This is a genomic window from Streptomyces sp. NBC_01551, assembly GCF_026339935.1.
Taxonomy (GTDB): Bacteria; Actinomycetota; Actinomycetes; order Streptomycetales; family Streptomycetaceae; genus Streptomyces.
On record NZ_JAPEPX010000001.1, the window covers coordinates 68528 to 90000 of the forward strand.

The window sequence follows — 21473 nt, forward strand, 5'->3', positions numbered from 1 at the left end:
GGACTGGCCCCCCAGACTGACCCGGCGCCGGAAGCGACGCCCGCCGGGAGCCCCGGGCGGGCGGGGAGCCCCGGAATCCGCTCGTACGGGTTCCGGGGCTCCCTCCTGTACGGAACGCTCCCGTCAGTCCTCGCTCACGCGCGGCCCGGGAAGCATGCCCGGCGTGCCCGGCGTGCTCCTTCCCGGCACGGACCGGCGGCTGTCCGACCAGGCCGCCCACAGGGTCGCGTAACTGCCGCCCGCGGCCACGAGTTCCGCATGGGTGCCGCTCTCCACGACCCGCCCGCGGTCCAGGACCACGATCCGGTCGGCGGTCGCCGCCTGCGGCAGCCGGTGGGCGACCAGCAGCCCGGTCCGCCCCTCCAGGGCGCGCAGCGCGGCGGCTTCGAGGGTACGGGCGCCCGCGCTCCCGGCGTCGGCGGTGGCCTCGTCCAGGATCGCCACCGGCGGGTCGGCGAGCACCAGGCGGGCCAGGGCGAGCTGTTGGGCCTGGGTCACCGTGAGCCGGTGCCCGCCCTCGCCGACCACTGTGGCGGCCCCCTCCGCCAGCGCCTCCACCCAGGGCAGGGCGTCGACCTGGGCCAGGGCGGCGGTGATCTCGGCGTCGGTGGCCCCCGGCCGGGCGAGCCTCAGGTCGTCGGCCAGCGGCCCGGCGAATACGTGGACCTCCTGGCTGATCAGGGTCACGGTCCGCCGGACGCCCGCCGGGCCGAGCGCGCGGGTGTCGGCGCCGCCGAGTTCGACGATGCCGCCGGTCGGCTGGTGGACCCCGGCGATCAGCTTCGCCAGGGTGGTCTTCCCGGCGCCGCTGGCGCCGACCAGCGCGACCCTTTCCCCGGCTCGGACGTCGAGGTCGACCTCGTGCAGGACCGGGTGCCCGGCCTCGTAGGCGTGGCTGAGCGCGCGCACCCGTACGGAGCCGTCGGCCGGCCGGGTGTCCCCAGCCGGGCCCGGCTCGGCGGGCAGGGCCGAGACGCCGACGAGCCGGGCCAGGCTCGCCCCGGCGGACTGGGCGTCGTCGATGAGGAACAGCGCGGCGTTGACGGGGTTGAAGAGGCTGTGGAAGTACAGGGCGGCGGCGGTCGCGGTGCCGATGCTCACGGCGCCGTCGCCGACCAGCAGGAAGCCGGTGACGAGGACGGCGGCGAGCCCGATGAACTCGGCGAGGTTGAGTCGGGAGAAGAACCCGGAGACGAGCCGGATCCCGCGCAGGGCCAGTTCGACGGCCTCGCGCGAGCGGTGCTCCAGGAGCTCCGCGTGCTGCCCGGTCAGCCGGAACGCCCGCACGGTGCGGACGCCGCCGACGCTGTCGAGGAGCTGGTGCTGGAGCGCTCCGTTGGCCACCCGGTGCGCGGCGTACACGGGGACCGCGCGCGGGATGTACCAGCGGACGGTGAGGACGTGCACGGGGACGGCGAGCAGGACGGCGAGCAGGAACCGCCAGTCGAGTACGGCGAGTCCGACCAGGGTCAGGGCGATGGTGAGCAGGGCGGTGGTGAATTCGGGGAGGGCCTGGCGGACGACCCGGGTGATGAGGGTGACGTCTGCGGTCACCCGGGAGGTCAGGTCGCCCGAGCCGGCCTGTTCGACGCGTTCCAGCGGCAGGTTCAGGGCCCGTTCGACGAACCGCTCGCGCAGCCCGGCGAGGACGGTTTCGCCGAGGCGGGCGACGAGCGAGCTGCCGAGGGCGGTGGCGACGCCCCGGGCGGCGGCGACGGCGACGAGGAGGACCATCGGGAGGGTCAGGGAGCCGGTGCCCCGGTGCCCGGCGACCAGGTCGACCATCCGGCCGAGCAGCGGGGCGGTGAGCAGGCCGATGCCGGTGCCCAGGGTGAGCACGGCGGCGGCGGTGAGGGTCTGGAGGCGGCGGCCGCGCAGCAGTTCCCCGACGGCGGCGAGGGTCTGGGCCCCGGTGGCCACGGGCAGGATGACGCGCTCCCGCTCCCGGGTGGCGTCCGGTGCGCTCGGCTCGGGCGGCGTGGGCGGCGTGGGCGGCGTGGGGCTCATACCAGCACCACCGCACGGTAGGACGCGTCGGCGGTGACGAGTTCGGGGTGGCGGCCGTCGGCGGTGACGCGGCCTTCGCCGATGACGACGACCCGGTCGGTGACGGCGAGCAGCGCGGGGCTGGTGGTGACGAGCAGGGTGGTGCGGCCCTTGCGCAGGTCGCGCAGCCGGGTGGCGATCAGCGATTCGGTGACGGTGTCCACGGCGGTGGTCGGGTCGTGCACCACGAGGACGTGCGGGTCGGCGGCCAGGGCCCGGGCCAGTGCGACCCGTTGGCGCTGTCCGCCGGAGAGGGACCGGCCGCGTTCGCTGAGCGGGGTGTGCACGCCCTGGGGAAGGGCGCGGGCCACGTCGTCGGTGGTGGAGGCGGCGAGTACGGGCGCGAGGTCCGCGGCCGGGGTGTCGGCGCCGGCCCGTACGTTGTCCAGCAGGCTGGCCTCGAAGAGGTCGGCGTCGTGGTGGGCGACGAGGACGGCGCGGCGCACGGTGTCGGGGTCGAGGGTGGCGAGGGCGATCCCGCCGAGCTCGATGACGCCGTCCCCCGGGTCGGTTTCGCGGCCGAGGCACAGCAGCAGGTCGGTGGCCGCGGCAGGGTCCGGGCAGACGACGCCGACCAGGCTGCCCTCGGTGATGTCGAGGTCGATCCCGCGCAGGGCTCCGTACCCGACGCCGCGCAGCCGCAGTCCTCCGGTGAACGGGTGGGGCAGGGTGGCGGTTCCCGCGGGCACGGCGTGCGCGCAGGCGAGCACCTCGCCGATCCGTTCGGCGGAGGCGCGGCCCTGGGCGAACTCGCCGCTGACGTAGGTCAGGAGCTGGAACGGCCCGAGCAGGAACTGGGCCAGCCCGACGGCCGCCACGAGCTCGCCGATGCTCAGGGAGCCGCCCATCGCCAGGCGCGCGCCCACCAGGCCGATGACGGCGATGAAGACGCCGGTCAGGGAGAGGATCGCGCCGTCGTGCCAGGAGCGGCTGCGGGCGGCGCGCACGGCGGCGGCCAGGGAGTCCTGGCTGGTGCGGCGGTAGCGGGCCACGGCGGCCGGTCCGGCGCCGATGCCCTTGAGCACGCGCAGGCCGGCGATCAGGTCGGCGGCGACTCCGGACGCGTGGGCGGCCCGCTCCTGTTCGGCCTCGCTGCGGCGTTCGAGGGGGAGGCTGATGCGGTGGCCCAGCCAGAGCAGGGGCGGTACGCCGAGCAGGATGAGCAGGCCGAGGGGTACCGAGACGCGCAGCAGGGCGAAGGCGCTGACGGCGAGTCCGGCCAGGGCGGCGACCCCGTACGGCAGGGCGGCGACGACCGCTCCCACCCGGGCGGCGTCGCCGGTGGCCATGGCGGTGAGGGCGCCGGGCAGCCGGCCGGTGTCCGCTCCGCCGCGCGGGTCGAGGACCCGGTCGCCGAGCTCGGTGCGGATCCGGTGGGCGGCGCGCTCGCCGGAGCCGTCGGTGATGCGGGCCGCGGTGCGGTAGCAGGTCGACAGGACGAGGAAGAGCGCGGCGAGGATCAGCAGCCAGCGCAGGAGCGCGCCGCTGGATCCGGTGGCCACGGCCCGGTCGATGATGACGCCGATGACGACGGGCACCATGGCCTCGCACGCCTGGTGCGTCGTACCGAGGAGCGAGGCGGCGGCGACCCGGCGCCGCTGCCCGCTGATCGCGCGCCGGAGGACTGAGCCTCCGGGTGGACTGCCGTCAACCATGCGGGACCTCCGGAGGCCTTCAGTTGGGTGAGGACTCTCAATTGTTCGATGGTGGGAATCACGTGCGAATTCAGGGTCACGGGCCTGGACTGCCCTGGTCCGCAAGGCCGTTGACCCTGTCGAGTTCGTTCAGTTAGCCTCACCTAAGTTAGCGCTTCGCGAACGAATGGTCGCCGAGGGGAGCCGTGTTGTCGGTCGAGACCCGGGCGACGGTCGACAGGGGCGCCGCCGAGCCGGCCGCCGCGGCCCCGCGCAGGACCGCCGCGACCGCCTTGCGCGGCGCGGGCCTGATCGTCGCCCTCGCCGCCCTCATCCTGATCGCCTTGCTCAGCGTGTGGCTGGGCACCCGGGACATCCCGTTCACCTCGACGTGGAACGTGCTGTGGAACCCTGACGGGTCACAGGCCTCCGTGATCATCCACAGCTACCGGATCCCCCGGACGGTGCTCGGCGTGCTGGTGGGCATCGCCCTCGGCCTGTCGGGCGCGCTCATGCAGGCCCTGACCCGCAACCCGCTCGCCGATCCGGGCCTGTTGGGCGTGAGCCTCGGGGCCTCGACCGGCGTGGTGGTGGCCATCGCCTTCCTCGGGATCGGATCGGCCCTCGGCTACGTCTGGTTCGCCTTCGCGGGGGCCGCCGTCGCCTCGGTCGTGGTCTACCTGCTCGGCTCGGCCGGCCGCAAGCTGGCGACCCCGGACCGGCTGGTCGTCGCCGGCGCCGCGGTGACCGCGGTGCTGTACGCCTTCAACTCCGCGGTCCTGCTCCTCGACCCGCGCGCCTTCAACCAGTTCCGCTTCTGGACGGTGGGCGCGCTCGCCGGCCGCCGGATGGACGTCGTGTGGGTCGTCCTGCCCTTCGTCGTGGTGGGCCTGGTCGTCGCGCTGCTCCTGGCCCCCTCCCTCAACGCCCTCGCCATGGGCGAGCAGCTGGGACGCGCCCTGGGGGTGAACATCGGCCGGACCCGGGTGCTGGGGGTGGTCTCCGTGATGCTGCTGTGCGGGGCCGCGACCGCCGCCGCCGGGCCGATCGGCTTCGTCGGCCTGGTCGTCCCCCACGTGGCGCGCTTCGTGGTGGGCCCGGACCAGCGCTGGGTGATGGCCTACTCGATGCTGCTGGCGCCCGTCCTGCTGCTCGGGTCGGACGTCCTGGGCCGCGTGATCGGGGCGCCCGGGGAGGTACAGGTGGGCATCGTCACCGCGTTCATCGGGGCTCCGCTGTTCCTCGCCCTGTGCCGCCGCCGAAAGCTGGTCATGCTGTGAGCCCCGCTCCGGAGGCGCGGACCTCCGCACCGCCCGCCCGCTCCGGATCCGGCTCCCGCTCCGGCTCCGGCTCGCAGCCCGGCTCCCGGTCCCGGGTGATCACCGGCCGGGTCGTCCGAAGCCGCCCGGGCGGCGGCCTCTCCCTGCGCTTCCACGGCCGTTCGCTCGCCGTCACCGCCGCGCTGGCCGTCGTACTGGTGGCGGTCATGCTGGTCACCCTGACCACCGGCGACTTCACCCTCTCCGTCCCCGAGGTGCTCCGGGCGCTGGCCGGCACCGGCTCCGGCGGCGCCGACTTCATCGTCAACACGCTGCGCATGCCCCGCCTGGTGACCGCCCTGTGCGTCGGGGCGGCCCTGTCCGTGAGCGGGGCCATCCTGCAGAGCCTGACCCGCAACGCGCTGGGCAGCCCGGACATCATCGGCTTCACCAACGGTTCGGCGACCGGGGCGCTGGTCGTGATCGTCGTCCTGCACGGCAGCATGACCCAGATCGTGCTCGGCGCGCTGATCGGCGGCCTGGGCACGGCTCTCGCGGTCTACCTGCTGGTGTTCGGCGGCGGCGTCCAGGGGTTCCGGCTCGTCGTCATGGGCATCGGGGTCAGCGCGCTGCTGCTCGCCGTCAACTCGTACCTGATCACCCGCGCCTCCTGGCAGGAGGCGCTGGAGGCGCAGGCCTGGCTGATCGGCAGCCTGGGCAACCGGACCTGGGACCACGCGACGGCGGTCGGATGCGCGGTGGCCGTCCTGCTGCCGCTCGCCTTCCTGCTCGGCGGCCGGCTGACCATGGTGGAGATGGGCGACGACACGGCGACGGCCCTCGGCGTGGACGTGGCGCGCAGCCGTACCGCCCTGCTGCTGATCAGCGTGGCGCTGGCCGCGTTCGCCACCGCGGTGACCGGCCCGATCTGGTTCGTCGCGCTGGCCGCTCCCCAGCTCTCCCGCAAGCTGATCCGCTCCTCGGGGTCCGGACTGGTTCCGGCCGCCCTGATGGGCGCCGTCCTGCTGGCCGTGAGCGACCTCGCGGTCCAGCGCCTCTTCTCCCCCGCCCTGCTGCCGGTCGGTACGGCGACCGGCACCGTCGGCGGTCTCTACCTCATCTGGCTGCTGGTCACCGAGTCGCGAAAGAGCCGCGCATGACACGTACGAGCGCTCCGGACGCCTCCCCGCCACCGAAGGGGGACGCGTCGGCCCCGACGGCCCGGCTGCGGGCCGAGGGCCTGACCCTCTGTTACGAGCAACGGACCGTGGCCACCGGCCTCGGGGTCGTCATCCCCGACCACTCCTTCACCGTGATCATCGGCCCCAACGCCTGCGGCAAGTCCACCCTCCTCAAGGCCCTCGCGCGGATGCTCAAGCCCGAGGCGGGCGAGGTCTACCTGGACGGGGCCGCCATCGCCTCCTACCGCTCCCGCGAGGTGGCCCGCCGGCTCGGCCTGCTCCCGCAGTCCTCCACCGCCCCGGGCGGCATCACGGTCGGCGACCTGGTGGCCCGCGGCCGCTACCCGCACCAGCGGATGCTGAAGCAGTGGTCCCCCGAGGACGAGGACGCCGTCGTCGAGGCCATGCGCCAGACCGGCGTGCTGGAACTCGCGGACCGCCCCGTGGACGACCTCTCCGGCGGCCAGCGCCAGCGCGTCTGGCTGTCCATGGTGCTCGCCCAGCAGACCTCCGTACTCCTGCTGGACGAGCCGACCACCTACCTGGACATCGCCCACCAGGTGGAGGTCCTCAACCTCTGCGCCGACCTGCACGAGCGCAAGGGCCACACCATCGTCGCCGTGCTCCACGACCTCAACCAGGCCTGCCGGTACGCCAGCCACCTGGTCGTGATGAAGCCCGGCGGCACGATCGCCGCCGAGGGCGAACCCTCGACCGTCATGACCGCCGAGCTGGTCCAGGAGGTCTTCGGCCTGCCCTGCCGGATCATCGAGGACCCGGAGACCGGCACGCCCCTGATGGTCCCCACCGCCCGCACCCGCCACGCCGCGCAGCCCGAGGCCGTGGCACACACCCCCTGAGGACCGGAGCGCCCATGCTCAGTACGCGGCTGACCAACGCGCACGTCATCACCATGGACCCAGCTCACCCCGTCGCCCGCGACCTCGGCATCTGGCGCGGCCGGATCGTCGGGCTCGACGGGGCCGTGACGGGGCTGCCCGCCCGCGAGGTCGTCGACCTCCAGGGCGCCACCGTGCTCCCCGGGTTCATCGACAGCCACGTCCACCTCGCCTGGGCGGGCCTGAAGGCGGCCACCCCGAGCGTGGCGCCCTGCACCCGGGCCGAGGACGTCTTGTCCGTGGTGGCCCGGGCCGTCGCGGACAAGCCGTACGGCGCCTGGGTGGACATCGCCGGATACGACCAGCGGGCCCTGGGCCGGCACCTGACCGCCGCCGAGCTGGACAAGGTGAGCGACGGCCGCAAGATCTTCATGATCCACGACTCTGGGCACGGCTGCGTCGTCAACAGCGCGGTCCTGGACCTGCTCCCGGCCTCCGCCGCGCAGGGGCAGGGCTTCCTCGCCGAGAGCGCCATGACCGCCGCGCGGCGGCTGCGGCTGCCGTACTCCCAGACGGAACTGGCCGACGCGATCGAACGCGCCGGACGGGACTGCCTGGCCGAGGGCATCACCGCCTGCGCCGAAGCCGGTATCGGCGGCGGGCTGCTCGGCCACAGCCCGGTCGAGGCCGGGGCGTACCAACTGCTGCGCGACCGGGGCCGGCTCCCGCTGCGCGTCCAGTTGATGGCCGCCGGGGACACCCTGCGCCCGGTCGCCGCCCACCCGGGCGACGGCATCCCCCGGGCGCTCGACCTGGGGCTGCGGACCGGCTTCGGGGACGACTGGCTGTCGGTCGGCGCGCTGAAGATCTACACCGACGGCGGCATGATGGCCCGTACGGCCGCGCTGACCAGCCCGTACGAGGGGTCGGACGGGTCGGGCGAACTCCAGGACACCCCGGAGCGGATCACCGACCTCATCGTGGCCAGCCATCTCGCCGGCTGGCAGCTGGCGGTGCACGCCATCGGCGACCGCGCCGCGGACCTCGCCCTGGACGCCCTGGAGCGGGCCGGGCGGGTGCGGCCGCGGCCCGGCGCCCGGCACCGGATCGAGCACGCCGGGCTGATCCGCCCCGATCAGCTGCCGCGCTTCGCCGCCCTCGGGGTCAGCGCGGTGGTCCAGCCGAACTTCCTGCGCTCCTTCGGCGACGACTACGCGGCGGTCATGGGCCCGGAGCGGGCCCCGTGGATGTACCGGGGGCGGGGGTTCCTCGACCACGGCGTCACGCTGGTGGGCAGCTCCGACCGCCCGGTCACCGACGGCGCCCCGCTGCGCGCCGTCCAGTTCATGGTGGAGCGGGCCTCCGCCTCGGGGCGGCCGATCGGTCCGGCCGAGGCGATCACGGTGGACGAGGCCCTGCACGCGTACACCGTGGCCGGCGCGTACGCCTGCCACTGGGAGGACGGCGCGGGGAGTCTGACGCCCGGCAAGCGTGCCGACCTGGTGGTGCTGGGCGACGATCCCCGACGCGTGGAGACCTCGCGCATCGGGGACATCGAGGTGGTGGAGACCTACGTGGACGGCGTGCCCACCGCGCACCGCGGCTGACCTTCACGCGGACGGCCCTGCCGACGTGCCGGCGGCTGGTGGCCCGCAGCCGCACGGCCGCCGGACGGCAGGCCCGGGACGCCCGGATCCGCCTGCGCCACCCCTGGGCCCACCACTCCCACCAGGACGATTAGAGCAGGTCAGCCGCCTGCCGACCAGCGCAACGGGCACATCCGGTGGTCCTGGCAGATAGTGGATCACAAGGACCTCTCTCATCTGGGGGCGCTCATGGACCGCTACCCGCCCATAGCCGAGCACGGCCTGATCGGAGACCTTCAGACAGCCGCTCTGGTGACGTCCAAAGGGGTGGTGGACTGGTTCGCGGCGCCCCGCTTCGACTCGCCCACCATCTTCGCCGGACTGCTCGACCACGACCGGGGCGGATACTTCCGGATCGGCCCCGACGACGCGGACGCCACCTGCAAACAGCTCTACTATCCGGACACGGCGCTCCTGGTGACCCGGTTCATGTCGCCCGACGGCGTCGGCGAGGCGATCGACTGGATGTCGCCGAACACGAGCCGCACCCCGGCCGACCGGCACACTCTGATCCGGACCATACGCACCGTGCGGGGCACCGTGCACTTCGACCTGGAGTGCCGCCCGCGGTTCGACTACGGCCGGGCCTCCCACGAACTCGACCTGCGCAGCACGGACGCCACCTTCCGGGCGCCGGGCGTGACCGCGTTCCTCCAGAGCACCTTCCCCCTGGAACGGGACGGCGACGACCTGCGCGGATCCATCACGCTGAAGGTCGGAGAAACGGCGGCGGCCGTGCTCACCGTCTGCGGCGCCGACGCCGAGGCACCGGCGCCGCTCACCGTCGACGGCGTCACCGGGCAGCTGTGGGACGCGGCGGACTTCTGGCAGACGTGGGTACGCGGCTCCAACTACCGGGGCCGCTGGCCCGACATGGTCAACCGCTCCGCCATCACCCTGAAGCTGCTCACCTACGCGCCCACCGGCGCTCCGGTCGCCGCGGCCACCATGGGCCTGCCCGAACAGGTCGGCGGTGAGCGCAACTGGGACTACCGCTACACCTGGGTGCGCGACGGATCGCTCTCCGTCCGGGCCCTGCTCGACCTCGGCTACGTCGAGGAGGCCACCGCCTTCACCCGCTGGCTCGGCGACCGGCTGCGCGAGACGGCCGGCAAGCCCGGCGAGCCGCTCCAGATCATGTACCGGGTCGACGGGGAACCCCTGCTGGGCGAGGAGGTCCTCGGTCACCTGGAGGGGTACCGCGGCTCCGCCCCGGTCCGCCTCGGCAACGCCGCCGCCGACCAATTGCAGCTGGACATCTACGGCGAGGCGCTCTACGCCCTGTCGGCGGGCCGTGAGGTCGCCTACCACGTCGGCTTCCGGGGCTGGAAGGTGCTGTCCCGCACCCTGGACTGGCTGGCCGACTCCTGGGACCGCCCCGACGAGGGGATCTGGGAGACCCGCGGCGGCCGCAAGGACTTCACGTACAGCCGGGTCATGTGCTGGTCCGCCTTCGACCGCGGCCTGCGGCTGGCGGCCGATTTCAGCCGGCCCGCCGACACCGACCGCTGGACGAAGGCCCGCGACGCCATCCTGGAACAGGTGATGGAGCACGGCTGGAGCGAGACGAACCAGGCGTACGTCCAGCACTACGGCGGCGATGACGTGCTCGACGCGTCGCTGCTGCTGATGCCGCGGGTGGGGTTCATCAGCCCCCGTGATCCGTCGTGGCTGACCACCCTGGACGCGATGGACCGCACCCTGGTCTCCGACAGCCTCGTCTACCGGTACGACCCGGCCGCCTCCCCGGACGGCCTGCGCGGCTCCGAGGGCACCTTCAGCCTCTGCACCTTCCTCTACGTGGACGCGCTGGCCCGGGCCGGGCGCCTGCGCCCGGCCCGGTACACCTTCGAGAAGATGCACACCTACGCCAACCACGTCGGCCTCTTCGCCGAGGAGGTGGGCCCCAGCGGCGAGCAGCTCGGCAACTTCCCGCAGGCGTTCACGCACCTGTCGCTCATCACGGCGGCCTGCACCCTGGACGAGGCCCTCGACCGGCAACGCGAGACGTGACCCCGGGAGCGATGTCCATGGGTCGGGAGAACCAGCCGGGTCCGCGCCAGAGCCCGGACGACTTCGAGGCCCTGTACGCCGCACTTCGGCGACAGGCGACGGGCGACGCCCGCGGCTCGCCGGCCCACATCACACCGCGGTGCGTCCTGGAGGCGGCGCGAGAGATCCGGTCCGGCCGGACCGTCACGCTCGCGGCGCCGGTCGAGACCCGTACCTCCCCCGACAACCCACAGCCCGCCGGCCACCGGCTGACCGGCCCCTGCGAGGACGAGGCGCTCGCCCACGGCTTGCACTTCGCCACCGACCGCTTCGGCATGAACGTGCACGGCGATGCCGACAGCCACCTCGACGCCCTCTGTCACGTCGTCTGGAACGGCACCCTGCACGGCGGCGTCTCCGCGGCCTCGCTCACCCCGGACGGCGCCACCGCGTTGTCGGTCGAGCTGGCGAGGAACGGGATCGCCGGCCGGGGCGTCCTGCTCGACATCCCGCGACTGCGCGGGGTGCCCTGGCTCGAACCCGGCGACCACGTCACCGCCGGCGAACTGCTGGCCGCCGAGCGGAGCCAGAGCGTCCGGGTCGGCGAGGGGGACCTGCTCTTCGTCCGGGTCGGCCACCGGCGCCGGCGCACCGAGTCCGGCCCCTGGGACGCGGCCCGGTCCCGCGCCGGGCTGCACCCGGCGGCGATGGAACTCCTGGCCGAGCGCCGGGTGGCCGCCCTGGGCGGCGACGGCAACAACGACACGGCCCCGAGCCTCACGGACGGCGTGGAGTTCCCCGTCCACGTGCTGGGCGTGCACGCCCTCGGGCTGTACCTCCTGGACTACCTCCAGTTCGAGGATCTGGTGCCGCTGTGCGAGCAGGAGGGCCGCTGGTCGTTCTTCTGCGTGATCGCACCGCTGCGGCTCCCCCGGGCCACCGGCTCACCCGTCAACCCCATCGCGATCCTCTGACCAACGACACCAAGGTGGCCGACATGGTCGACAACCAGCACTACGACGTCATCGTCATCGGCACCGGTGCGGGCGGCGGCACGCTCGCCCACCGCCTCGCCCCGAGCGGGAAGCGCGTCCTGATCCTGGAGCGCGGCGGCTACCTCCCCCGCGAGCGCGACAACTGGGAGTCCACCGCCGTCTTCGTCAAGGGCAAGTACCGCGCGCCCGAGTTCTGGTACGACAAGCACGGCGACCGGTTCCCGCCGGAGGTCAACTACTACGTCGGCGGCAACACCAAGTTCTTCGGCGCCGCGCTGTTCCGCCTGCGCCCCGAGGACTTCGCGCAGTTGCGCCACCACGGCGGCATCTCACCGGCCTGGCCGATCCGCTACGAGGACCTGGAGCCGTACTACACGGAGGCAGAGCACCTCTACCTCGTGCACGGCCGGCACGGCGAGGATCCGGGCGAGGGGCCGGTCAGCGCCCAGTACGCCCATCCGCCGGTGCTGCACGAGCCGCGGATCCAGCAGCTCAGCGACGACCTGGAGAGTCAGGGCCTGCACCCCTTCCACCTGCCCATCGGCGTGAACCTCACCCAGGACGCCGACGGCCGCGCGACCCACGGGAGCGTGTGCATCCGCTGCAACCGGGTGGACGGCTTCCCCTGCCTGGTGCGCGGCAAGGCGGACTCCCAGGTGATCTGCGTCGATCCCGCCCTGCGGCACGACAACGTCCACATGGTCACGGGTGCCAACGTCCGGACGCTGGAGACCGACGACACCGGGCGCACCGTCACCGCGGTGGTCGCCGAGCTGGAGGACGGCTCCGAGGCCCGGTTCCGCGGCGACATCGTGGTGGTGGCCTGTGGCGCGGTGAACTCCGCCGCACTGCTGCTGCGTTCGGCGAACGAGCGGCACCCGCGCGGTCTGGCCAACAGCTCGGACGTCGTCGGCCGCCACTACATGCGGCACAACAACCTGGCCCTGATGGCGGTTTCACACGAGCCGAACGACACGCAGTTCCAGAAGACCCTCGCGCTCAACGACTGGTACCTGGGCGCCGACGACTGGGAGTTCCCGCTCGGCGGCATCCAGATGCTGGGGAAGTCCGACGCCGAACAGATCAAGGGCGAGGCGCCGCACTGGGCGGGACTGGCCTCGCCCGACATGCCGTTCGAGGTGCTGGCCCACCACGCGGTGGACTTCTGGCTGTGCGGCGAGGACCTGCCCCGACCGGACAACCGCGTCACGCTGGACGACAACGGCGACATCCACCTGGCGCTGGACGAGAAGAACAACATCGAAGGGCTGAAGCGGCTCCAGCACAAGCTGCGGGGGATGCTCGGCAAGCTGGGCATGCATCCGCACCACCTCCTGCCGCACAGCCTCTACCTGCACAAGGGCATGCCGATCGGCGCCACCGCCCACCAGGCGGGCACCGTCCGTTTCGGGACCGACCCGCAGACCTCCGCGCTCGACGTCGACTGCAAGGCCCACGACCTCGACAACCTCTACGTCGTGGACACCGCCTTCTTCCCGAGCATCGGCGCCGTGAACCCGTCGCTGACCGCCATCGCCAACGCGATGCGCGTCGGCGACCGCATCGCCGAGCGCATCCGCTGAGGGGTGTTCGCCCTATGCGCGGACGGACGCCGGCGCGGGGGTCAGGAGGATGGCGGTGTCACCCTCCAGCGGCGCGGGCGCGGCGGCGTCGGTGACCGCGACGAGCTGCCCGGTCGGGCGCACCAGGAACAGCACCTCGTGTCCGGGCGGGATGCCCCCTTCCACGCGCGAGGGGACGATGCGGGCGCCGCCCGCGTACCGGCGGGCCAGCTCGGGCCGGTTGAGGCCGCGCGCGAACAGCGCCTCGCCGCCGGTGTAGGGCGCGACGACCCCGTGGCTGCGCGTGGGCGGCTCCAGGCGGTGGACGGGACCCCTCACGGTCGCCTTGAGGGTGAGCAGCGCGAGCGCGTTGAAGTCGTCCTCGCTGGTGAGCAGGAGCACGTCGGTGATGCCTTCGAGCTCGGCCCCGGCGCCGGTGGCGGCGGCGAGCAGCTCACCCGGGGCCAGGGCGAGACCGGCGTCCGTGATGCTCCGGCGCTGCTGGTCGAGGCCGGCCCACATGAGGACGTCCAGGCCCGCCGCGCGCAGGGCACCCCCCAGCTCCACCACCCAGGGGTCGCCGCCCACCAGGAGCGGCCGGGACCGCGCGGAGCGGCGGACGCCGAGCAGCCGGGCCGCGGGGAGCGCCGTCAGGCCGTACAACATGACGGTGGCGACGATCACGATGAAGGTGGCCGGGAGGATCTTCTGCGCGCCGGCGACGCCCGCTTGCACGAGGGAGACCGAGAACGTGGAGGCGGTGGCCGCGGCGACGATGCCGCGGGGCGCCATCCATCCGATGAACCACCTCTCCCGGTACGGGACGTCGGTGCGGGCCGTGGAGAGCAGTGCCACCAGGGGTCTGACCACGAGGACGAGGACGGCGACGAGCGCGAGGGCGGGCAGCACGACATGGCTGAGGGACTGCGGGGTGACCGTGGCCGAGATGGAGACGAACAGCACGCCGATGATCAGCGAGACCAGCGTCTCGAAGAAGGGCCGCCGGGCGGGGATGTCCAGCCCCGGCAGGTTGGCCAGGGCCAATCCCATGACGACGGCGGCGATGAGGCCCGTGTCGTCCCGGAAGGCGTCGCAGGCCGCCGCCACCGCGACCACGGCGGCGAACTGGACCGTCGTGCCGAGCACCTCACCGAGGTCGAGGCGACGCAGCAGCAGCCAGAGCACCGCCGCTCCGACGGCGCCGCCGAGCAGTCCGACGGCCGCGCTGCCGCCGAACTCCAGGACCTGGCTGCCGAGGCCGGGCTGCCCGCCGGCCAGGACCCCGTGGAAGACGAACGCGCCGAGGATGCCGCCGAGCGGGTCGATCAGGGTGCCCTCCCAGACGAGGACGCGTTGCAGGCGCTCGCTCGGGCGGACGAAGTCGAGGACCGGGCCGACCACCGTCGGGCCGCTGACCACGAGGATCGCGCCCAGCATGACGGCCGCGGCCCGCGACATGCCGAGGAGGGGGACGGCCAGCAGCGCCGCGGACACCCCGGTGACCAGTGCCCCGAGCCAGATGAGCCGGACCACGACGGTCCGGGTGTGGCCCCGCAGCCGGTGCAGGTCCAGGCCGAGTCCCGCGTCGTAGAGGATCACCGCCACGGCGAGCGAGACGAGCGGGGAGAACGCGGCGCCCAGCAGCTTCTCGGGGTTGACGTCGTCGGTCAGCGTGCCGGCGATGAAACCGGCCGGCAGCAGCAGGAGGATCGCCGGGATCCGCAGGAGGCTCGCCACCAGCTGGGAGCCGGCGGCGAGGGCCACGATCAGTCCGATGCCGACCAGGACCTGGCTCGACGTCACCGCGCCCCGTCCCCTCCCGTCATTCGGCGACGTCCTCGTCGGTGAGGGGTTCCAGTACGCCACGGGTGTCGAGGCGGTAGAGCACGACCAGGGCGGGGCCGATCAGCACCAGCGCGACGGCCGTGACGAAGAGCAGCCAGTGGAGCGGCTGGCTCGCCCCCGCGCCCTGCTGGACGGTCAGTGTCGTGGGCACCAGGTAGGGGCGCTGGGCGGCTCCCCAGGCGGCGATCAGCAGGGCCACGGTGGCCACCGAGGAGTACCGCGCCCACCCGGCGGCGGGGCCGGAGACCAGCCAGGCGGTGACCGCCAACGCCGCCACGGCGGCGATGAGCAGGGCCAGCCCGGCGCCGTGGGTGAGCCCGTGATGGACGTACGCGGCCTTCGGGTCGGTCAGGGTCAGGCCGATCACGCCGACCACCAGCAGCGCGGCGCCGGCGATCCGGGCCCGGAGCCGGAAGTAGCCGATCAGGTCACCGGCCCCGAAACGCCGGGCGTCCACGGAGAGGAAGACCGCCCCGAGGAAGGCGGTGGCGGCGACGGCCACCAGGCCGGCCGTGATCGAGGTGGTGTTGGCCCAGGCGTGAGCCGAGGCGACGGTGCCCGGAGCGACGCGCCCGGAGGCCACGCTGCCGATGACCGTGCCCAGGAAGAACGGGGTGAGCAGGGACGAGACGGCGAAAACGACGCCGTAGACCCGGCGTCCTGCGAGGTTGCGGGTGGGCTTGCGAAAGGCGAACCCGGCGCCGCGCAGGACCATGCCGACGGCGGCGAGTACCAACGGGAGCCAGAGAGCCGTGAACACCGTCTGGAAGAACTCCGGGAATCCGGTCCACATCAGGATCAGTACGAAGATCAGCCAGACGTTGTTGACCTCCCAGACCGGTGCCATGGCGTGGTCGATCAGCCAGCGGGGGCGCTTGCCGCGCGCGGCGCCCCCGGCGCACAGGTCCCAGAACCCGGCGCCGTAGTCGACTCCCCCGCCGCACGCGTAGGCGGCGATGACGAGCAGCAGGATCCAGGCGACGATGCTCGCGGTCACTGCTCGCTCCCTGGTGCTCGGTGGTCCCCGCCGGCTCCGGCCACCGGTTCCGGGCGCGGACCGTAGGGGGTGTCCGTCTCCGGGCCCTCGGTGAGCGCCTGGACGGAGTCGGGGCCGCAGGCGGCGTCGGCGAGCCGCCAGCGGGTGCGCATCTTCAGCACCACGCCGAGCAGCGAGCCGAAGACCAGCGCGTAGACCACGACGACGAGGCCGAACGCGGCCCACAGGGAGGCGGCGGCGGTGGGGGTCACCGCCTCGGACACACGCATGTTCTGGTAGACGATCCAGGGCTGGCGGCCCACCTCGGTGGCGATCCAGCCGCATTCCACGGTCACCACGCTGGCCACGCCGGACACGGCGGCGCACCGGAAGAACCAGCGGGACTTCGGCAGGTCGCGGTGGCGCCACCAGCACCAGGCGTACCAGAGGGCCAGCAGGATCAGGGCGGAGCCGATGAGCGCCATGATGTCGAAGGCCCAGTGCGCGATGGTCGCCTGGGTGGCGGTGGGACGGTCCGAGGCGGGCACCGAACTCAGACCGGTGACCTGCGTGTCGGGACTCTTCCCGGCCAGGATGGAGTCGAGCACGGGGATCTTGATGCCGCCCTTGACGGTGCCGTCCTCCTGGAGCCGGCCGAACAGGTACTCGGGGACGTGCGTGTCGGTGTTCCAGACCAGTTCGAGGGCGGCGAACTTGATGGGCTGCTTGAGGAAGACCTGCCTCGCGATGTTGTCGCCGAGCACGAACTGCACGGGGGTGAGGAGCGCGGCGACGGTGAACGGCACGGTGAAACCGAGGCGGTGGTAGCGGTCACGGCGACCGCGGAGCCAGCCGACCGCGTAGACCCCGGCCACCACGTAGCCGGCGGTGATGAACATGGCGACGACGAAGTGCCAGTACTGCGGGCCGAACATCGGCGTGAAGATCGCCTGCTGGACGCTGACGTTCACCGGACGGCCGTCGGCGTCGAGGGTGAAGCCGCGCGGGGTGTTCATCCACGAGTTGGCGGCGATGATGCCGAAGGAGCCCATCAGGGCCGCCAGCGGCAGGGGTACGCCGAGCCAGAAGTGCGTCTTCGGCGGCAGCCGTCGCCAGCCGTAGAGGTAGATGGCGATCAGGATCGCCTCCAGGAAGAAGGCCCACGCCTCGATCCCGAAGCCGAGGCCGAAGACGTCGCCCCAGCGGCCCATCATGCCGGGCCAGAGCAGCCCGAACTCGAAGGACAGCACGGTGCCCGTGACGATGCCGACGGCGAACTGCACGGCCATCACGGCGGACCACCGCCGGGCCAGGAGCATCGCGACCGGATCGGACTTCCGCAGGCCCCGGTGGTGCATGAGGAGGGTGATGAACGGCAACGCCACCCCCAGCGGCACCAGGATGATGTGCGAGGCCAGGGTGAACGCCATCATTTCCCGGGCGGGCAGCAGTTGTTCGGGGCCGTCCGCCAGGAGGTGTACTGGGATCATCGTGCGGTCCTCGGTGACTCGTTCCTGGTGACCGCGGGGGCCAGTGGACGGGACGGGGAGACGGCCCCGCGCGCCTGCCACGTGCGGGGCCGGCCGGGTGGGGGCGCCGGGTCAGCCTCCGGTCGCGAAGCCCGGGAAGAGGGTCATCCCACCGTCGACGTAGAGGGTGGTCCCGACGACGTAGTCCATCAGGTCGGAGGCCAGAACGGTGACCGCCCGCGCGATGTCCTCGGGATCCCCGACCCGGCGGTAGGGGATCAGCTGCAAGAGGGCCGCCTCGGCCTCTGGGGTGTCCCAGGCGTCCCGGTTGATCGGGGTGCGGATGGCTCCGGGGGCCACGGCGTTCACCCTGATGCCCTGCGGCGCGAGTTCCTGGGCCAGCGTCTGCATCAGCATCAGGACGCCCCCCTTGGACGAGGCGTAGTTCACGTGGCCCGCCCAGGGGATGATCTGGTGGACCGAACTCATGCAGACGATCTTCCCGGCCGAGCGGGACACCTCGGGCACCACGCCCCGGCGGACGAACTCCTTCGCCGCCTCCCGGGCGCACAGGAACTGGCCCGTGAGGTTGACGTCGATCACCTTCTGCCACTGGGCGACCGTCATCTCGGTGATGGCCGCGTCCCGCTGCAGGCCGGCATTGGCCACCATGATGTCGATCGTCCCGAACTCCGCGACCATCCGGTCGACCATCGCGACGACCTGGTCCTCCTGGGAGACGTCCGCCTCGTGGGCGTAGGCCCGCACGCCGTGCGACGTGATCTCCGCGACGACCGCCTCGGCCTCCTCCGCCCCGGAGACGTAGTTCACGACCACGTCGGCGCCCGCGCGGCCCAGCCCGATCGCGGTCGCCTTGCCGATGCCCGAGTTGGCACCGGTCACCAGTGCCTTCTGCCCGTCGAGGATCCGCAGCGTCGCCCTGAGCGTCTCGTCCCCGGTCGACATCAATCGTCTCTCCCATTCGTTGGCGGCAGGTACCGGCACCGGCAGACCACACTCACCCGCGCGGACCCGCGCGGCGCCGGGCGGCTCGCACCACTCGGCCGATCGGGGCAACCACACCCCTCCGACGGCGTAAGGGGGGCTGGACGGAGCCGATCGCCTGGATGATCTCCTGACCAGGCCGTCCGGCTCATGGGCTACCCGGGAGCGCGCTGTGCAGACATCCGGACCGGCACGGCCGGCACCGACCGTCGTGGTGGTCATGGGCGTTTCCGGATCGGGCAAGAGCACCGTGGGCCGGCTGCTCGCCGCCCGCCGCGAGGTGCCGTTCGTGGAGGGCGACGACTTCCATCCGGCGGCGAACATCGCCAAGATGCGCGCCGGTCATCCGCTCGACGACGCGGACCGCGAGCCGTGGCTGACGGGCCTGGCCGACGGGATCCGCGACGCCCTGCGCGCCGGAGCGGGCGCCGTCGTCTCGTGCTCGGCACTCAAGCGGAAGTACCGAGACCGCCTTCGCGCGGTCGCCCCGGGGGTCTGGTTCCTGCACCTGACGCTGGACCGGGCCGTGGCGCGCGCCCGTGTCACCGGGCGGGCGGGACACTTCATGCCGGTCCGGCTCCTGGAGTCCCAGTACGACGTCCTGGAACCGCTGGGGGCCGACGAACCCGGCCTCACCGTCGACGCCGGCGCGGGCGCCGACTCCGTCCTCGGACGGGCCGGGGACGCCCTCGCGGAATTCGAGGCCCGCAGGGGCGCGGGCGGCGGATAGCCGTCGTGCAGGGTAGCGGACTCCCACCGCCCCGGGAGGGTAGGACGATCGGCCATATCAGTGGCCGAATACGCACCTTAACTGTATCGCCACATCGTGCTTGGATGGCGCCGCCACAGTAATTCGTTTACGGCTGAACGGTTTTGACGGACCGGCGGTAACTCCACGAAGCATCCAGGTTACACAGAAGGGAGAAACTGTCGGCCGGTGCCAAACAAGTCATCCTTTGGCTCGACTTCCGCAAGATCCGTTATGTAGTGTTCCAGTCATTCACCGCCCAACGGGGGGCGGAAAAGCGACTGCGGGCTTGGTTCGGACTATTTCCGGCGTGCGACGGGCCCCGCAGAACCGGCAGACCGCCGCCCCCGCCACGCTCCCTACAGGGGGAATGCGTGTCCCGACTCGGGGGATCAATCATCCGGTTCCAGCTTCTGGGGCCTTTGAGCATTGCGCACGGCCTCGAAACCGTCGTTCTCAAACCGTCCAAGCCGACCAGTCTTCTCGCCGCACTTCTCCTGCATCCCGGCACCGTGGTGTCGACCACGTACCTGCTGCGCGCCGTGTGGGACGAGGAACCACCCGCCACCGCCCGCGCCGCACTGCAGACGTGCGTGCTCCGCCTGCGCCGGCTATTCGCCAAGTACGGCATTTCCGCGACCACCATAGAGGCCGTACCGGGCGGTTACCGGATGCACAACGACACGGAAACTCTCGACCTCGTGCTCTTCCGCGCGCTCACGGCCGCGGCGGGATCCGCGACCGGTCCGGGAGAGGAGCTGTACCGGCTCCGGGAGGCCCTTTCGCTCTGGCACGGCCAGCCCTTGGCCAATGTGGCCTCGCGCATGCTCCAGCAGGACGCGGTACCAGCCCTCGAACAGGAGCGGCTCCGGGTACTGGAAAGGGTCTGCGACCTCGAACTCGCCGCCGGGAACTGCCATCAGGTCCTGGTCGACCTGTACGAGAGCGCCCGTCGGCACCCGGTGCGGGAACGATTCACCGAGCAGCTCATCGAGGCCCTCTACCGCACCGGACGCCAAGCCGAAGCCCTCGCCGAGTACCGCACGGTGCGCGACCGGCTCCGCGACGAGCTGGGCATCGACCCGGGCGCGGGACTGCGACGGCTGGAACTCGCCATCCTGCGCTCCGAGGACCTGGCGCCCGCCCCGCCGCCGCGACCCGCGCGACCGCTCACCACCGGGGCCGAACTCCCCGAACCGTCGGCCGCCGTACGCGCCGGTGTCCCGAACCGGCCGGTCCGGGCGGTGCCGCCCGTCCCCGCCTTCGCGGGGCGCGAGAGCGACCGCGGGGCCATGGCCGAGCGGCTCACCTGCGCCGACGGACCGCGACTGGTCGTCGTCTCGGGGGCGCCGGGCATCGGAAAGTCCGCTCTGGCCCGCCAGACGGCCCACGAGACGCAGGGCGCCTTCCCCGGCGGGGTGTTCTCGATTCAGCTGGACCGGCCGGACGGGACCGCGCTGCCCGTCGAGGAGGCGGCGCGACTGCTGCCGGAGGCCGGCGCGGGGGCCGATCCCGGGGCCGGCGCGGGACCCGGTGCGGGAGCCGGCCGGCGGCTGATCGTCCTGGACGGCGCGGCCGGCGCCTGGCAGGTGCTCCCGCTGCTGACCGCGACCGGGGACGCGTCGGTCCTCGTGACCAGCAGGCGCGGCCTGGCCGCCGTCGTCGCCACCCACGGCGGCGCGGTGCACCGCCTCGACGTCCTGCGACCCGCCGAGGCGTACGCCCTGCTCGCCGGGCTCGTCGGCGAGCGGCGGATCGCCGCCGAGCCGGCGGCGGCCCGGGAACTGGCCTCCGTGTGCGGCCATTTCCCGCTCGCGCTGCGGATCGCGGCGGGACGGCTGCTGACCCGGCCCGCATTGTCGGTGGCGGACTGCGCGGCGTGGCTCGCCGAGGATCCCCCCGCCCGGCTGGCCCTCGCGGAGGACGCCCGGCTCTCGGTGCCGGAGGTGTTCGGGCAGGCGCTCGACGCGCTGCCTCCCGAACTGCGGGAGGCGTTCCTGCGGCTCGGCGCCCTCGCCGCGGGCGCCGACGCGTCGGCCGGGGAGAGCGAGAGCGTACTCGAACAGCTCGTGGACACCGGGCTGTTGGAGGACGGGCCGCCCGGCCCGTACCGCCTCCACGACTTCCTTCGCATCTACGCGCGTTGGCGCGTCCGCACGCACGAGACGACCGCCGCGACCGCTGCGACAGCCGCGACAGCGACCGCACCGCACTGAGCGCCACACCCGCCTTCCCCTCTCCCCTCCGCTCCCCCTCTCCCCCTCTCCCCCTCTCCT

Annotated in this window: 15 protein-coding genes; 9 read left to right on the plus strand and 6 right to left on the minus strand. The window is 73.0% G+C overall.

The window, feature by feature from the left end; all coding sequences use genetic code 11:
• Positions 1-123 precede the first annotated feature (123 nt).
• Both OG982_RS00180 and OG982_RS00185 read right to left on the minus strand, forming a co-directional pair.
• Positions 124-2007 carry an ABC transporter ATP-binding protein gene (locus OG982_RS00180; protein ID WP_266790859.1) on the minus strand — a complete coding sequence of 628 codons (1884 nt, stop codon included), beginning with the start codon at positions 2005-2007 and terminating at the stop codon, positions 124-126.
• Positions 2004-3701, minus strand: coding sequence for an ABC transporter ATP-binding protein (locus OG982_RS00185; protein ID WP_266790858.1), 1698 nt, complete (start codon positions 3699-3701; stop codon positions 2004-2006). Before OG982_RS00185 ends, OG982_RS00180 begins: the two co-directional genes overlap by 4 nt.
• Positions 3702-3889: 188 nt before the next feature.
• Here OG982_RS00185 and OG982_RS00190 point away from each other — a divergent pair, with 188 nt between their 5' ends.
• The 7 genes from OG982_RS00190 to OG982_RS00220 all read left to right on the plus strand — a co-directional run bounded on the left by OG982_RS00190 (position 3890) and on the right by OG982_RS00220 (position 13175).
• On the plus strand, positions 3890-4960 hold the full coding sequence (locus OG982_RS00190) for an iron ABC transporter permease (RefSeq protein WP_266790856.1): 1071 nt from the start codon (positions 3890-3892) through the stop codon (positions 4958-4960).
• On the plus strand, positions 4957-6099 hold the full coding sequence (locus OG982_RS00195) for an iron chelate uptake ABC transporter family permease subunit (protein WP_266790854.1): 1143 nt from the start codon (positions 4957-4959) through the stop codon (positions 6097-6099). The genes OG982_RS00190 and OG982_RS00195 overlap by 4 nt, the downstream gene beginning before the upstream one ends.
• Positions 6096-6980, plus strand: a complete 885-nt coding sequence (locus OG982_RS00200; protein WP_266790852.1) for an ABC transporter ATP-binding protein — start codon at positions 6096-6098, stop codon at positions 6978-6980. Before OG982_RS00195 ends, OG982_RS00200 begins: the two co-directional genes overlap by 4 nt.
• A gap of 14 nt (positions 6981-6994) precedes the next feature.
• The gene (locus tag OG982_RS00205; RefSeq protein ID WP_266947681.1) at positions 6995-8566 is read left to right on the plus strand and encodes an amidohydrolase; all 1572 of its coding nucleotides are present in this window, start codon (positions 6995-6997) and stop codon (positions 8564-8566) included.
• 228 nt (positions 8567-8794) lie between these two features.
• On the plus strand, positions 8795-10618 hold the full coding sequence (locus OG982_RS00210; protein ID WP_266790849.1) for a glycoside hydrolase family 15 protein: 1824 nt from the start codon (positions 8795-8797) through the stop codon (positions 10616-10618).
• Positions 10619-10635: 17 nt separating this feature from the next.
• Positions 10636-11571, plus strand: coding sequence for a cyclase family protein (locus tag OG982_RS00215; protein WP_266790848.1), 936 nt, complete (start codon positions 10636-10638; stop codon positions 11569-11571).
• A 23-nt stretch (positions 11572-11594) separates the two neighbouring features.
• Positions 11595-13175 (plus strand): GMC oxidoreductase, encoded by a 1581-nt coding sequence (locus tag OG982_RS00220; RefSeq protein WP_266790847.1) that lies wholly within the window; start codon positions 11595-11597, stop codon positions 13173-13175.
• Positions 13176-13187: 12 nt separating this feature from the next.
• Here OG982_RS00220 and OG982_RS00225 read toward each other — a convergent pair whose 3' ends face one another.
• The 4 genes from OG982_RS00225 to OG982_RS00240 all read right to left on the minus strand — a co-directional run bounded on the left by OG982_RS00225 (position 13188) and on the right by OG982_RS00240 (position 18410).
• A complete protein-coding gene (locus tag OG982_RS00225) occupies positions 13188-14957 on the minus strand; it encodes a sodium:proton antiporter (RefSeq protein WP_266790846.1) in 1770 nt (589 codons plus the stop codon).
• 19 nt (positions 14958-14976) lie between these two features.
• Positions 14977-15996 carry a cytochrome d ubiquinol oxidase subunit II gene (locus OG982_RS00230; RefSeq protein ID WP_266790845.1) on the minus strand — a complete coding sequence of 340 codons (1020 nt, stop codon included), beginning with the start codon at positions 15994-15996 and terminating at the stop codon, positions 14977-14979.
• Positions 15993-17465, minus strand: a complete 1473-nt coding sequence (locus tag OG982_RS00235) for a cytochrome ubiquinol oxidase subunit I (protein ID WP_266790844.1) — start codon at positions 17463-17465, stop codon at positions 15993-15995. Before OG982_RS00235 ends, OG982_RS00230 begins: the two co-directional genes overlap by 4 nt.
• A gap of 111 nt (positions 17466-17576) precedes the next feature.
• A complete protein-coding gene (locus OG982_RS00240; protein WP_266790842.1) occupies positions 17577-18410 on the minus strand; it encodes an SDR family oxidoreductase in 834 nt (277 codons plus the stop codon).
• A gap of 259 nt (positions 18411-18669) precedes the next feature.
• Here OG982_RS00240 and OG982_RS00245 point away from each other — a divergent pair, with 259 nt between their 5' ends.
• Positions 18670-19179: a gluconokinase gene (locus OG982_RS00245; RefSeq protein WP_266790840.1), complete on the plus strand. Its 510-nt coding sequence runs from the start codon at positions 18670-18672 to the stop codon at positions 19177-19179.
• Between the two features lie 392 nt (positions 19180-19571).
• Entirely contained in the window at positions 19572-21413 is a 1842-nt protein-coding gene (locus OG982_RS00250) for a BTAD domain-containing putative transcriptional regulator (RefSeq protein ID WP_323139212.1), read from the plus strand.
• The last annotated feature ends 60 nt before the right edge of the window (positions 21414-21473 follow it).

Bases quoted from the DNA above. Each gene is read 5' to 3' on its own strand.
- OG982_RS00180 (WP_266790859.1), bottom strand. From the start codon at position 2,007: ATGAGCCCCACGCCGCCCACGCCGCCCACGCCGCCCGAGCCGAGCGCA.
- OG982_RS00185 (WP_266790858.1), bottom strand. From the start codon at position 3,701: ATGGTTGACGGCAGTCCACCCGGAGGCTCAGTCCTCCGGCGCGCGATC.
- OG982_RS00200 (WP_266790852.1), top strand. From the start codon at position 6,096: ATGACACGTACGAGCGCTCCGGACGCCTCCCCGCCACCGAAGGGGGAC.
- OG982_RS00205 (WP_266947681.1), top strand. From the start codon at position 6,995: ATGCTCAGTACGCGGCTGACCAACGCGCACGTCATCACCATGGACCCA.
- OG982_RS00210 (WP_266790849.1), top strand. From the start codon at position 8,795: ATGGACCGCTACCCGCCCATAGCCGAGCACGGCCTGATCGGAGACCTT.
- OG982_RS00215 (WP_266790848.1), top strand. From the start codon at position 10,636: ATGGGTCGGGAGAACCAGCCGGGTCCGCGCCAGAGCCCGGACGACTTC.
- OG982_RS00220 (WP_266790847.1), top strand. From the start codon at position 11,595: ATGGTCGACAACCAGCACTACGACGTCATCGTCATCGGCACCGGTGCG.
- OG982_RS00235 (WP_266790844.1), bottom strand. From the start codon at position 17,465: ATGATCCCAGTACACCTCCTGGCGGACGGCCCCGAACAACTGCTGCCC.
- OG982_RS00240 (WP_266790842.1), bottom strand. From the start codon at position 18,410: ATGTCGACCGGGGACGAGACGCTCAGGGCGACGCTGCGGATCCTCGAC.
- OG982_RS00245 (WP_266790840.1), top strand. From the start codon at position 18,670: ATGGGCGTTTCCGGATCGGGCAAGAGCACCGTGGGCCGGCTGCTCGCC.